This is a genomic window from Mesorhizobium sp. M0968, assembly GCF_040319065.1.
Classification (GTDB): Bacteria; Pseudomonadota; Alphaproteobacteria; order Rhizobiales; family Rhizobiaceae; genus Mesorhizobium.
Genome location: NZ_JAMYNL010000005.1, coordinates 20,179 through 32,683 on the forward strand (window position 1 = coordinate 20,179; position 12,505 = coordinate 32,683).

The following is a 12,505-nucleotide window of genomic DNA, read 5'->3' on the forward strand; positions in this document are numbered from 1 at the left end:
CATGCGCGCGCTCATCCGCCTCGTCTCCGGCCTTTACGCCATCGCCATCTACGGCTTCATCTTTCTACCGGTCATCGTTCTGGTGCTGTTTTCGCTGCAGGCAACGTCGTTTCCGATCCCGCCCTTCACCGGACCGTCGCTGCGCTGGTACGAGGCAGTGCTCGCCGACACGCGGCTGACTTCGGCTCTGGTCAATTCGCTGCTGGTGGCGGTCGTCTCCTCGGCTGCCGCCGTCACGTTGGGCTTTCTCTCGGCCTGGGGTTTTGCGCGCTTCGCTTTGCCGGGCTCGGGGCTGATGCGCGGGCTGATCACCTTGCCCTTGACCGTCAGCTATCTCATCATCGGCATGGGGCTGCTGGTGCTGTTCAACTGGGCCGGCGTGCCGAAGTCGCTCACTGCCGCCGGAATCGGCCACGTCGTGATCAACCTGCCGCTCTGCTTTGCCATCGTCTACAGCCAGATGGGCGACCACCAGATCAACATCGAGCGCGCCGCGCGCGACCTCGGCGCGCCCGAATGGAAGGTGCTGCTGCTGATCACCGTGCCTGTCATGGCACCGGCGATCTTCGCCGGTTTCTTTCTGTCGATGACCTTCTCCTGGGACGAATTCGTCATCTCGTTCCTGTTGACGCGCTTCGATACGACGCTGCCGGTCGAGATCTGGAACCTGCTGCGCTCCGGCCTCAATCCCAAGACCAACGCCGTCGGCTCGCTGGTCTTCGCCGTCTCCATCGTGCTGGTGGTATTGTTCGAGCTGATGCTGTTGCGGAGGAAGCCGGCATGAGTGCGCCACTGGTCGATATAAGCTCCGTCTCGCATCGCTTCGGCCAGCATACCGTGCTGAAGAACGTCTCGCTGACGATCGAGCCTGGCAGCTACACGATCCTGCTCGGGCCGTCCGGGTCCGGCAAGACGACGCTTCTGTCCATCCTCGGCGGCTTCGTCACGCCGAGCGAAGGCAAGGTGCTGATCCGCGGCGAGGACTGCACTGCCGTGCCACCGGCGAAGCGGCCGACGACGACCGTGTTCCAGGACTACGCGCTGTTTCCGCATATGAGCGTCGGCAGCAATGTCGGCTTCGGCCTGCGCATGCGGGGTGTCGATGCCGCAACCCGGGCAGCAAGGGCGCGCGAGGCGCTGGCGCTGGTTGGGCTGGCCACTGCCTTCGACAAGAAGCCGCACCAGCTTTCCGGCGGTCAGCGGCAGCGCGTGGCACTGGCGCGCGCCCTGGTGGTCGAGCCGGCGGTGCTGTTGCTCGACGAGCCGCTCGGCGCGCTCGACCTGAAATTGCGCCGGCAGATGCAGGACGAATTGAAGGCGATCCAGAAACGCGTCGGCACAGCCTTCATCCACGTCACCCACGACCAGGAAGAGGCGATGGCGCTGGCCGATCATTGCGTGGTGATGAATGACGGGCGCATCGAGGACGAAGGACCGCCCGAGCGCGTCTATGCCCGGCCAGCGACGCGCTTTTCCGCGACTTTCATGGGCGAAAGCACGCTGATATCGGGAACGGTGACCGAGGCGAAGAGCGGCAAAATCGCCGTCACCACGAAGCTTGGGTCGCTCTCGCTGCCCGGCACATTGCCGGCCGGCTCGACCGTTGCGCTGGCCATCCGCCCGGAGCATCTTGTCTTCGGCGCTGCCGGCGGTGCCGTGGCGCTCGGTACGGCCAAGGTCAGCGACGTCGTCTTCCAGGGCAGCTTCAAGCGTGTGCTGGGGACCTCCACGACCGACCCGGCGCTGCACTTCATCGCCAAGGTCGCGGCAGCATCGGCCGTCCAGGCGGGCGACGTTGTCGCGGTATCGTGCGATGCTGGCGACGTCATCCTGCTTGCGGACCAAACATGAGCACGCTTCCAATCATCGACGCTCCTGACTGGTACGAAACTATCCGCATGGGCGATGGCGTGACGCTGATCCACGAGCCGTGGATCAAGCCGTTCTTCCGCTGCAACATCTGGCATGTGCGCGGCCGCGACCGCGATCTTCTGTTCGACACCGGCCTCGGCCATTTCAGTCTGCGCCGCCTCGTGCCGCTGGTCACGGAGCGCAAGCTCACCTGCGTGGCCAGCCACACCCATTTCGATCACATCGGCTGCCATCACGAATTTCCCGACCGCTGCGTGCACCCGGCCGAGGCCGAAATCCTCGCCGATCCACGCAACGAATGGACGGTTGCCGACCGCTATGCCACCGACGAGATGTTCGACGGCATGCCGCAAGGCTGGGACACGAAGCGCTACCGGATCCTGCCCGCACCAGCCGGCCGGTTGCTCGAGCAAGGCGACATCGTCGATCTCGGCGACCGTGCCTTCGAGGTCATCCACACGCCCGGCCATTCACCCGGCGGCATTGCGCTCTACGAAAACAGGACGGGCATCCTGTTTTCCGGCGACATCATCTATGACGGCCCGCTGATCGACGACGTCTATCACTCCGATATCGACGATTATGTCGAAACGCTGCTGCGCATGCGCGATCTCGATGTCTCGGTCGTGCACGGCGGCCATTTCCCGAGCTTCGGCAAAGTCCGCTATCGCCAGCTTGTCGACGAGTATCTCGCGCAAAAGCGCCAGGCCGGCTGCCATCTGTTGCAAGCCCGATAAGCACTGGCGCTGTGGCGTCAAAGCGCCCTTTGCGGACAGGGTGTCCCCGCCGCGTCGCCGCAGCGTGAGGCCGTGGGCTCGGGTCTAAAGCTCTTTTCCTCCGACTGGCGCACCAGTTCCGCAAAAGCCAGGGCAAAACTTGCCAGCATCAGGAAGACAATAATCAAGCGTGCCAGCGGCAATAGATCGGCCTCGACTGGTTAGCCCCCACGCCGCCCGTCCGCTGCCGGCTAACATGATCGATCCGGCTTTACGAGAGTTTAAGGTGGGCCTTAACCATCACATCATTTTGTCCTCCGACATGATGCGCGAGTGCGGCTTGTTTGGTCGCCATCTCCAGGCACCTCCCTCCCTTTGCAGAAATGCCCACCCATGCTAACCCGGCGCTGGCGCGGCCCAGCAACCGGTCGCCGCCAATCGGTCGCCAGACGGTCGTCGCCAATCGGTTGTCGTTGAGAGCCATGAGCAAAACCGCCAGCCGTTTCGCCTTCGTCTCATCCGGTACGGCCGACGCCAATGCAGCGCTGGAAAGCCTTTCTGCGCGTTACGGCCAGGCATCCGTCGAAGAAGCCGGGATCGTCGTGGCGCTCGGCGGCGACGGCTTTCTGCTGCAGACCCTGCGTGAGACGATGAGCACGGGAAAGAAGGTCTACGGCATGAACCGTGGCACCATCGGTTTCCTGATGAACGAATACCGCGCCAGCGGCTTGACCGGGCGCATCGCGGCGGCCGTTGCCGAAACGATCCGTCCGCTGGAGATGCAGGCGGTGACGGCCGAAGGCGAGACGATTTCGGCGCTCGCGATCAACGAGGTTGCGCTTTGGCGCCAGTCGTACCAGACGGCCAAGATCCGCATCACCGTGGATGGGCAAGAGCGGCTGGAGGAATTGCACTGCGACGGCGTGATGATTGCGACGCCGGCCGGCTCGACCGCATATAATCTGTCGGCGCACGGGCCGATCCTGCCGCTCGACGCTCCGCTGTTGGCGCTGACCCCGGTCAGCCCGTTTCGTCCGCGCCGCTGGCGCGGCGCGCTGCTCTCCAACAAGGCGATCGTGCGTTTCGACATTCTGGAGCCGGAAAAGCGGCCGGTGAACGCCGCCGCCGACCACACCGAGGTCAAGGCGGTGACGACGGTCACGGTGAGGGAATCGCCGACGGCAACGGCGACGCTGCTGTTCGATCCCAACCATTCGTGGAACGAGCGCATTCTCGCCGAACAGTTCAGGTATTGAACAGACCGTGCAAATAAAAACCCGGCACGAGGCCGGGTTCCTATTTGACAACACAAGTGTTGCGGCGGCCGATCGTTGCGATCAGAACTTGTAATTCAAGCCGATGACTCCGGTGTGTATGCGGACCTTTGCTTCGACATTCAGGCCGGTGTCGACTGCATAATCGCTCTTGCCCAGATCGAAATATTTGTATTCGCCCTTGAGCGACCAGTGATCGGTAAAGGCATATTCCAGGCCCGCGCCCAGGGTCCAGCCTGCTCTGGTTTTCGAGGTGCCGTTGGTCCCGATCGGACCGCTTGTGCTAATCTCAACCCTGCCGAAGCCGAGACCGCCGGTACCGTAGATCAGCAGCCTATCCATCGCATAGCCAATTCGGCCACGCAGCGATCCGAGCATCTTTACATCGGAGTCGCAAGAGAAGGTGGGGTTCGGACAATCCGTGCCGCCATCGATATGGGCGGCCGAGATGTCCGCCTCGACGCCATAGACTATATTTCCGCTCTGGAAATTGTAACCGGCCTGGACGCCGCCCAGGGCGCCGCTGCCATCATGATCAGCCGTCCCGCCAACAGTATATTCCCAGTCTACTTTGCTGCTGCCACCGCCGACATGTGCGCCTAGATAGAGGCCCGTCCAGTTATACGTTGATGCGACCGGCAATTCCACGACATCGGCCGCGATCGCCGGAGTCAAGGCCGCTGCCAGAAACGCTGCGGAGAGAAAAGCTTTCTTCATAATGTGGCCCCCTTAGCCAAGAAAAATAGATGAATCACTTGTGGCTAGTTTCTGAGTTATTTCAAATCTCAAATGGCACTTTGGCGTGTGGTCAGAATGAATGCATCCTGGCGTTGCTGATCTGCAACACCTGCGCTGGTGCGAGAATGTCGCCTTGCTGAAGAGCGGGCCATCGACGAGCGGTAACCATCGCGATTAAGCTTACGGCTTCACAATCGCGCCAATGCCGCCCGTTTGTGTTGACAAATCGTGGGCTTGCGCCTACCTGCAATACCGATCTTGCAGGCGCGCGGCGCTTGCCGCGACTGCATATGTTGCGCCCCCGAACCAGCCAAAGACAGCCAAACTTGTCCTCAGACACCCAGATCGCTCAAGAAGCGTTGACCTTCGCAGACCTCGGCCTGTCGCCGAAGGTCCTTTCCGCAGTTACCGATGCCGGCTACACCGAGCCGACGCCGATCCAGGCTGGTGCTATCCCGCACGCCTTGCTCGGCAAGGACGTGCTGGGCATAGCCCAGACCGGCACCGGCAAGACAGCGTCCTTCGTCCTGCCGATGCTCACCCGGCTGGAAAAGGGCCGCGCCCGCGCCCGCATGCCGCGCACGCTGATCCTCGAGCCGACGCGCGAGCTCGCCGCGCAGGTCGAGGAAAACTTCGTCAAATACGGCAAGAACCACAAGCTCAATATCGCACTGCTGATCGGCGGCGTGTCCTTCGACGAGCAGGACAAGAAGCTCGAGCGCGGCGCCGATGTGCTGATCGCGACCCCCGGCCGCCTGCTCGACCATCGCGAGCGCGGCAAGCTCCTGCTCAACGGCGTCGAGATCCTCGTCATCGACGAGGCCGACCGCATGCTTGACATGGGCTTCATCCCCGACATCGAGCGTATCTGTGAGATGATCCCGTTCACCAGGCAGACGCTGTTCTTCTCGGCGACGATGCCGCCGGAAATCACCAAGCTCACCGAGAAATTCCTGCACGCACCGGTGCGCGTCGAAGTGTCGAAGGCAGCATCGGCCGCCACCAACATCATCCAGCGGCTGGTGAAATCCGGCCCGAAACCATGGGACAAGCGCGAGACGCTGCGCAATCTGATGAAAGCCGAGGATGCCGAGCTGAAGAACGCCATCATCTTCTGCAACCGCAAGATCGAGGTATCGGAGCTGTTCCGCTCGCTGCTGAAATATGACTTCGACGCCGGCGCCCTGCACGGCGACATGGACCAGCGCGCGCGCATGCAGATGCTGGCCAATTTCCGTGACGGCAAGCTGCGCTACCTCGTTGCTTCGGATGTCGCGGCGCGTGGCCTCGACATTCCCGATGTCAGCCATGTCTTCAATTACGACGTGCCGATCCACGCGGAGGATTACGTCCACCGCATCGGCCGTACCGGCCGTGCCGGGCGCTCGGGCAAATCCTTCACCATCGCGACCAAGTCGGACACCAAATACATCGACGCCATCGAGCGGCTGATCGGCACGAAGATCGAGTGGCATGACGGCGATTTGTCGACGGTCGTTGCCAGCGAAGGCGGCGAGGATGAGGCCCCGCGCCGTGGCCGCGGTGCGCCACGCCGTGCCGGTCGCAAGGATGACGCCAAGGACAGGGGCGAGCGCAAACCGCGTGAACGCCACGCCAAGCGCAGCGAAGAAGCAGCGCCGGAAGCAGTTAGCGCGGAACAGCCGGTCGTGGCCGAAGCCACCGTCGCCGACATCGACGAGCGGCGTACCCGCAAAGAGGCGATCCGCTCGGAAAACAGCGAGCGCCAGGCTTCACCTGAACGCAAGGCTTCGCCCGATCGCAACGAACGGCGCGCGCCGGAACGGGGCGACACCAGGCCGCAGCGCGAGCGCCCTGCCCGCCAGCGCCAGGAAGACAATGACGCGACCGTCGGCTTCGGCGACGACATGCCGGCCTTCATGCGGATCGTGGCCAAGGTCTGACACGGCTCGCGCGCGGCCCCGCCGACGCGCGAAACACCCTCTTTTGAGAAGTACTGCTCTCGGTAATCTTGTGGCGTTGCTGCGAGGCGGTCGATTTTGGTGCTGCCGGCGATCCGTATGCCGCTAGGCTCGCTATGTAGCTAAAGATCCCTGAGCTCCAGGCGGGATGCCAGCAGGTCCAGAAAAGCGCGAACTTTGGCTGAGGACGACCTGCCTTCCGGCCACACGGCGTGTATCGGCACCGGCACCGGCTCGAATTCGGTTAGAACCAGTTCCAGGCGGCCATCGTCCACCAGGTGCTTTACCTGCCAAAGCGGCGAGTAGCCCAGACCCAATCCGTGAACCGCGGCCGCATAGATCGATATCATCAAATTCGACCGGAAGGTACCCGCGACCTTCACCGGCCGGGGCTTGCCTTCAATCTGAAACATCCATTCGCCTGGGCGGCCGTCGACGGTTCGTACGATGCATTGATGCTCACGCAATTCGAGCGGATGGGCCGGTCGGCCGTGTTGCTGGAAGTAGGCAGGTGCGCCGAACACCACGCGCCGCAGCGCGCCCAGGCGCTTCGCACGTAAATTGGAATCCGGCAAATTGCCGATTCGGACAGCCAAATCGAGGCGCTCGGCATCGAGATCGACAAATTCATCGGAAAGCTGGAGGTCAACCTCGACCCGGGGATATGTCCGCATATAATCGGCGATGACCGGCACGAGGAAGTCCGGGCCGAACAGAACCGGGGCACTGACACGCAGGATGCCCCATGGCTCCGACCGTCGATTGGCCGCCTGAAGCCTGGCTTCGTTAATTTCCTCGACGGCGGGTTTGATGCGCTGGAAAAAGGCCGCTCCGGCTTCGCTCGGCGTCGAGCGGCGTGTCGTCCTGTGCAGAAGCTCGACCCCGATTGATTCCTCCAATGTCGCCAGGGACCGGCTGACCGACTGCAGTGAGCGGTTCAGCCGGCGTGCGGCAGCCGTCAGACTGCCATGCTCGACAATGGCAATGAAGGCTTCGAAATCATCTATCCGGCTCATCGCTCATCGCTCCTTTCTACCGAAAATCGGGAGAACCTATCGCAAAATCGATCAATTGTAACGAAGTTCGCTAGATTTTATCTTCCCTGCACAGGCCGAAAGGCAGACTCGAAGGAAGGAGATCGTCATGCGAACACCCAGTCCAACGGTCCTGGTCGTAGGCGCCGCAGGCCGCGTTGCCGGTTTGGTGGTGCCTGAACTCGTCCGCCGCAATGCCAGGGTTCGAGCGCTTGTTCGTGACGCCGCGAGTGCCGAAAAAGCCCGGAAAGGCGGCGCATCCGAGATCGCGATCGGAGATCTGCGCAACCATCGGAGCCTTGAGCAGGCCGTGAAAGGTGTCGACGGTGTCTTTCACATCGGACCGGCCTTTGCTCCCGACGAAGCCGCCATGGGGGTTGCCATGGTTGAGGCGGCGGCGCGAGCAGGCGTTCGAAAGTTCGTCTTTTCGTCGGTGATCCAGCCGACCAATACGAGGCTGGAAAACCATGCAAGCAAGGTACCCGTTGAAGCTGCCCTCTATTCGACGAACATGGAGTACACCATTCTGCACCCGGCCAATTTCATGCAAAATATCGCGCCGGCCTGGCCGTCCGTCGTCGAGCACGGCGTTTTCGCCGAGCCGTTTCCAAGGACGGCGAAGCTCGCCCGCGTCGACTATCGCGATGTGGCTGAAGTGGCGGCAATCGCACTGACCGAAGCGCGTTTGTCCTATGCGACCCTCGAGCTGTGCGCCGACGGTATGCACAGCCGCGAAGAGGTCGTCGCCATGATGAGCGAAGCGCTTGGCCGGCCGGTTTCGGCGGGCGAGCCGACATTTCAGGACTGGGCGGCGAAGGCCCGCCTTCCCTATACCGACCGGCAGTTGCAGATGCTGGCCAAAGTACACAGCCACTACGCCAAATACGGCCTCGGCGGGAACAGCCTGACGTTGCGTGCCGCGCTTGGCCGCGAGCCGCGTTCGCTGCGAAGCTTCATTCGGGAATTGGCGCTGCAGACGGCATATGCCGCCTGATCGTCCTCACAGTAACGCTGACGCACATTTTTTCTGATTGGGAGATTTCGATGCAAGCATCACCGGATCGAGCCTTCAAGTTGAGAAAGCTGCCGCCCTCCTACGGCGCGGTGGTGATGCCGTTGGTTCTTTCGATTCTGATGTCCTCGATTGTCTCGGCGGTTTCGACGGCAATCGGCGCAGGCTGGACGAACGGGTTTATAGCGGCCTGGAGCTATGCATGGGGCGCTTCATGGCTTGTCGCGTTTCCCAGTCTGCTGATTGTGCTTCCGATCGTGCGCCGGATCGTTGCCGCGATTGTCGATCAGCCGGCCCGGTCCTGACATCACGAACGAAGGGCGCCGACGGTCGGTGGCCCGGCATAACCATTGGAGCGGCCCCTTGCGGGGCCGCTCTCGGTTCATGTGCTTGCCTCAGGTGAGCGGCGACAGCTGGATCTCGACGCGGCGGTTCTGAGCCCGGCCGGCAGCCGTCGCATTGGAGGCGATCGGACGCGTCTTGCCGAAGCCGGTGACGGCGAAGCGGCGAGAATCGACGCCCTGCCCGGACAGATAGTTGGCGACCGCCAGGGCGCGGCGCTGCGACAGGTCGAAATTGTGCTCGTCGCCGCCGGTCGAGTCGGTGTGGCCGAACACGTCGACCGTGGTCTGGCGGAACTTTTTCAGCACAAGGGCCACTGAATTCAGCACCGGATAGAAACCGGCCTTCACCGCGTCCTGGTCGACGTTGAAGGTGATGTCGGACGGCATATTGAGGATGATCTGGTCGCCGGTGCGGGTGACGCTGACGCCGGTGCCCTGAAGCTGTCGGCGCAGTTCGGCCTCGTTCTGGTCCATGGTGGCACCGATGGCACCGCCGGCAAGCGCGCCGATGCCCGCGCCGATCAGCGCGTTGCGGCGGTCGTTACCGCCGGCAAGCATGCCGAGCCCGGCACCCGCCAAAGCACCGAGACCGGCGCCGGCAGCGGTGTTGGAAACCTTCTGTTCCCCGGTGTAGGGATCGGTGGTGCATGCGCTCACGAGCACAGCCGTCGCCACGACGGCGAGCACAATCTTTTTCATATGGTGGTCCCTCTCCATTCCACGGCCGCGCAACGGCGCACCGCATCAGCCCTTCCAGCGACTTGTAACATGAAATGCGGCGAAAAGCGGACCAGCAAAAGCCGCTGCCGCGGCTTTCCCCGGCTCAATTCCACACGCCTGCAGCGGCTCGCGCGACCACCGCAATTCGACCGGCTACCAGAGATTCTTGCCGTCGATGACCACCACTTCGACCTTGTCGAGATCGAAATCGTCGAACAGCCGCGAGTTCACGCTGATCTTCGGATTGTCGAAATTCGGCTCGCCTGTCGACCAGTCCGGCGTCTCGGTGAAGGTCCCACAGCCGCAGGTGGCGCAAAAACCGTGTTTTATGGTTTTCGATCCCCACTGGTAGAATGAAACATTCTCCGGCGGGCTGGTGAGCCTGAATTGCGACGGGGTGTAATAGGCCCACAACGAACCGCGTTTTGAACAGAAGGAACAGGTGCATCGCGTCACTGTCTGCGGCGCTTGCGAGACCTCGAACGTCGTCGCCTTGCAGTGGCAGCTTGCCTTGATGGTCATGAATTGGTCCCTCACAATGCCGCCGCCCCGTACGGCAAAGGCAGCATAAAGAAACGCTCCTGACAACTGCCGGTCAGCAGGCTTGTGAGCCTGCGATGCACAGATCGAAGGCCCATCGATCCAAAACCGCTGCACACGCTCGGGTCAGCCCGTGGGCAAGCTTTTGGGCGTCATGCGCTAGTAGGACGATGGCGGCACGAACAGGCAGATGGTCTTTCCGTCATTGGCACCGGCAACGGAGCACCAATGATATTCGCCGTCGGGCGAATTCTTGATCCGCTTGTCGCTATAGGCCACGACTTCCCCGGTTCCTTTGATGACATAGCCCTCGGGACGTTCGCTGATCGATGTCTGAGAGACCTCGCGGCAATCATAGCCCGAGCAGCAGGAGAAGGGATAGCTCCAGCCTTGCGGCATGGCCGCGGTCGGCTTGGCATCATGCGCCAGAGCAGGCGCCGCAAATGGAATGGCGGCAGCTATCAAAACCACTGCCGCGACAAGTGAATTCAGGAGTCGGCGCGCCGTGCGGGCGACTGGGGCCGGTCTGGTTGTGAGAGCAGGCATGAGCGCAGTTCCTATCAACGGTTGTCAAGCATTTCGCTTGCCCGTTCCCGGAACGTGTCTTCCCAGTGGCCGGATCGTCAGGTCGCAGATACGCCGCGTCCGGCCATAAATGCTTTTTTCCTCCCCAGCGCATGAATGCTGGGCTGATTCCTTGGTCGGCGCAAGCAATTGCTGTCGCAACTGAACGCCGACCTCTGCAGCCGGAACCAACCTGCCGTCCTGATTGACGAAACCTGGTCAACCCCGGCAGCGGGATCGCCAATAACGGGATTTGGCTCGCGCTGGTTCCAGGCTTGGCACCGGCAGGCCCGAGGCATCCGCGTCAAAAGCCGAAATCGATTTTGAAAAACTCTACGAAAAACAAAGTTGTAGAACGACAGGTAGGTGCAAATTGAGAGCTCGTCACTCTCGCACGATGGCCGTAACTCTCGCGTGATGAACCCACATTCCTGCCGGATTGGTGCCCGGCGGCCTCAGTCGATATCGGCCACCGTTTCGCCGGCGCCACCCTCGATCCGCTGCGACAGCGAGGCTTCCATGAAATCGTCGAGGTCGCCGTCGAGCACGCTCGACGGGCTGGTGCTCTCGACACCGGTGCGCAGATCTTTCACCAACTGATAGGGCTGCAGCACGTAGGACCGTATCTGGTGGCCCCAGCCGATATCGCTCTTCGACGCTTCCGTGGCGTTCGCCACCGCTTCGCGCTTCTTCAGCTCTTCCTCGTAAAGCCGCGAGCGCAGCATTTCCCAGGCCTTGGCCTTGTTCTTGTGCTGGGAGCGCTCGGCCTGACAGGCGACCGCGATGCCGGTGGCGAGATGGGTGATGCGCACGGCCGAATCGGTGGTGTTGACGTGCTGGCCGCCCGATCCCGAGGAACGATACGTGTCGATACGGACGTCGGATTCGGAAACGTCGATGTCGATCGTATCGTCGATGACGGGATAGACCCAGACGCTGGCGAAGGAGGTGTGGCGGCGCGCATTGCTGTCATACGGCGAAATGCGCACGAGACGATGCACGCCGGATTCCGTCTTCAGCCAGCCGTAGGCGTTGTGGCCCTTGATCAGCAGCGTGGCGGACTTGATGCCGGCCTCTTCGCCGTCATGCACCTCCAGCACCTCGACCTTGAAGCGGCGGCGCTCGGCCCAGCGCGTATACATGCGCAGAAGCATCGAGGCCCAGTCCTGGCTTTCGGTGCCGCCGGCGCCGGCATGAACTTCCAGATAGCTATCGTTGGCGTCCGCCTCGCCCGACAACAGCGTTTCGATCTGGCGCGCCTTGGCCTCGCCGCGCATCGAGCGGATCGCCGCTTCGGCCTCCGCGATGACGCCCTCGTCGCCCTCTTCCTCGCCAAGCTCGATCAGGCCGATATTGTCTTCCAGGGCCTGGGTGAGGCCTTTGACCGCGGCAATGCCTTCCTCGAGGCCCTGACGCTCGCGCATCAGCTTTTGTGCTTCCAGCGGCTCGTTCCAGAGGCTCGAATCCTCGGCACGGACGTTCAGGTACTCAAGCCGCTTTATGGCTTGGTCCCAGTCAAAGATGCCTCCTCAGCAGGGTGATCGCCTGCCTGATCTCGTCGACAATATTTTGCGTTTCCGCGCGCATGGCTGGCTGTTCTGTCCTGTTGCTGGATGGCGGTTTGATGGCGCGATACATAGGGACGGCACGGTCTCCTGTAAAGCGCCGGCCCCTGTAATGTACCGGCCCCTGTAAAGCGGAATGGACCGGCTCGACCATCATCGTCAAGCCGGCCCGACCCGATGTAGCGA

Annotated in this window: 13 protein-coding genes; 7 read left to right on the plus strand and 6 right to left on the minus strand. The window is 62.2% G+C overall.

Annotated features, from left to right (window positions below; genetic code table 11):
* Position 1: 1 nt before the first annotated feature.
* From NKH67_RS10295 to NKH67_RS10310, 4 genes are all read left to right on the plus strand, one after another.
* The gene (locus NKH67_RS10295; protein ID WP_352501653.1) at positions 2-784 is read left to right on the plus strand and encodes an ABC transporter permease; all 783 of its coding nucleotides are present in this window, start codon (positions 2-4) and stop codon (positions 782-784) included.
* The gene (locus tag NKH67_RS10300) at positions 781-1,851 is read left to right on the plus strand and encodes an ABC transporter ATP-binding protein (RefSeq protein WP_352472774.1); all 1,071 of its coding nucleotides are present in this window, start codon (positions 781-783) and stop codon (positions 1,849-1,851) included. Before NKH67_RS10295 ends, NKH67_RS10300 begins: the two co-directional genes overlap by 4 nt.
* Entirely contained in the window at positions 1,848-2,609 is a 762-nt protein-coding gene (locus NKH67_RS10305; protein WP_352472773.1) for an MBL fold metallo-hydrolase, read from the plus strand. Before NKH67_RS10300 ends, NKH67_RS10305 begins: the two co-directional genes overlap by 4 nt.
* Positions 2,610-3,070: 461 nt before the next feature.
* Positions 3,071-3,844, plus strand: coding sequence for an NAD kinase (locus NKH67_RS10310; RefSeq protein WP_023679915.1), 774 nt, complete (start codon positions 3,071-3,073; stop codon positions 3,842-3,844).
* Between the two features lie 81 nt (positions 3,845-3,925).
* Here the strand turns inward: NKH67_RS10310 and NKH67_RS10315 are convergent, their stop codons facing one another.
* The gene (locus tag NKH67_RS10315; protein WP_352472772.1) at positions 3,926-4,579 is read right to left on the minus strand and encodes an outer membrane protein; all 654 of its coding nucleotides are present in this window, start codon (positions 4,577-4,579) and stop codon (positions 3,926-3,928) included.
* Positions 4,580-4,926: 347 nt separating this feature from the next.
* Between NKH67_RS10315 and NKH67_RS10320 the strand changes: the two genes are divergently transcribed.
* Entirely contained in the window at positions 4,927-6,522 is a 1,596-nt protein-coding gene (locus tag NKH67_RS10320; protein WP_352472771.1) for a DEAD/DEAH box helicase, read from the plus strand.
* A gap of 140 nt (positions 6,523-6,662) precedes the next feature.
* On the opposite strand, the gene NKH67_RS10325 is transcribed toward NKH67_RS10320, so the two are convergent.
* Positions 6,663-7,556: a LysR family transcriptional regulator gene (locus NKH67_RS10325; protein ID WP_352472770.1), complete on the minus strand. Its 894-nt coding sequence runs from the start codon at positions 7,554-7,556 to the stop codon at positions 6,663-6,665.
* A gap of 127 nt (positions 7,557-7,683) precedes the next feature.
* Between NKH67_RS10325 and NKH67_RS10330 the strand changes: the two genes are divergently transcribed.
* Positions 7,684-8,568 (plus strand): NmrA/HSCARG family protein, encoded by an 885-nt coding sequence (locus NKH67_RS10330; protein ID WP_352501652.1) that lies wholly within the window; start codon positions 7,684-7,686, stop codon positions 8,566-8,568.
* 50 nt (positions 8,569-8,618) lie between these two features.
* Positions 8,619-8,891 (plus strand): DUF2798 domain-containing protein, encoded by a 273-nt coding sequence (locus tag NKH67_RS10335; RefSeq protein ID WP_023679921.1) that lies wholly within the window; start codon positions 8,619-8,621, stop codon positions 8,889-8,891.
* A 90-nt stretch (positions 8,892-8,981) separates the two neighbouring features.
* On the opposite strand, the gene NKH67_RS10340 is transcribed toward NKH67_RS10335, so the two are convergent.
* From NKH67_RS10340 to prfB, 4 genes are all read right to left on the minus strand, one after another.
* Positions 8,982-9,629, minus strand: coding sequence for a YiaD family glycine zipper/OmpA-like lipoprotein (locus tag NKH67_RS10340; RefSeq protein WP_023679922.1), 648 nt, complete (start codon positions 9,627-9,629; stop codon positions 8,982-8,984).
* Between the two features lie 174 nt (positions 9,630-9,803).
* Positions 9,804-10,172, minus strand: a complete 369-nt coding sequence (locus NKH67_RS10345) for a GFA family protein (RefSeq protein ID WP_023679923.1) — start codon at positions 10,170-10,172, stop codon at positions 9,804-9,806.
* 177 nt (positions 10,173-10,349) lie between these two features.
* Positions 10,350-10,736: a hypothetical protein gene (locus NKH67_RS10350; RefSeq protein ID WP_031212810.1), complete on the minus strand. Its 387-nt coding sequence runs from the start codon at positions 10,734-10,736 to the stop codon at positions 10,350-10,352.
* Positions 10,737-11,209: 473 nt separating this feature from the next.
* Positions 11,210-12,341, minus strand: a protein-coding gene (gene prfB, locus NKH67_RS10355) for a peptide chain release factor 2 (RefSeq protein ID WP_352451084.1) whose coding sequence is annotated in 2 segments (ribosomal slippage) — positions 11,210-12,274 and positions 12,276-12,341 — 1,131 coding nt in all. Because the reading frame shifts where the segments join, the coding sequence is not laid out codon by codon here.
* Positions 12,342-12,505: the final 164 nt, after the last annotated feature.

Excerpts from the sequence above, each read along its gene's own strand:
- NKH67_RS10330 (WP_352501652.1), top strand. The coding sequence starts at position 7,684 with ATGCGAACACCCAGTCCAACGGTCCTGGTCGTAGGCGCCGCAGGCCGC.
- NKH67_RS10325 (WP_352472770.1), bottom strand. The coding sequence starts at position 7,556 with ATGAGCCGGATAGATGATTTCGAAGCCTTCATTGCCATTGTCGAGCAT.
- NKH67_RS10335 (WP_023679921.1), top strand. The coding sequence starts at position 8,619 with ATGCAAGCATCACCGGATCGAGCCTTCAAGTTGAGAAAGCTGCCGCCC.
- NKH67_RS10305 (WP_352472773.1), top strand. The coding sequence starts at position 1,848 with ATGAGCACGCTTCCAATCATCGACGCTCCTGACTGGTACGAAACTATC.
- NKH67_RS10300 (WP_352472774.1), top strand. The coding sequence starts at position 781 with ATGAGTGCGCCACTGGTCGATATAAGCTCCGTCTCGCATCGCTTCGGC.
- NKH67_RS10340 (WP_023679922.1), bottom strand. The coding sequence starts at position 9,629 with ATGAAAAAGATTGTGCTCGCCGTCGTGGCGACGGCTGTGCTCGTGAGC.
- NKH67_RS10315 (WP_352472772.1), bottom strand. The coding sequence starts at position 4,579 with ATGAAGAAAGCTTTTCTCTCCGCAGCGTTTCTGGCAGCGGCCTTGACT.
- NKH67_RS10345 (WP_023679923.1), bottom strand. The coding sequence starts at position 10,172 with ATGACCATCAAGGCAAGCTGCCACTGCAAGGCGACGACGTTCGAGGTC.
- NKH67_RS10350 (WP_031212810.1), bottom strand. The coding sequence starts at position 10,736 with ATGCCTGCTCTCACAACCAGACCGGCCCCAGTCGCCCGCACGGCGCGC.
- NKH67_RS10295 (WP_352501653.1), top strand. The coding sequence starts at position 2 with ATGCGCGCGCTCATCCGCCTCGTCTCCGGCCTTTACGCCATCGCCATC.
- NKH67_RS10310 (WP_023679915.1), top strand. The coding sequence starts at position 3,071 with ATGAGCAAAACCGCCAGCCGTTTCGCCTTCGTCTCATCCGGTACGGCC.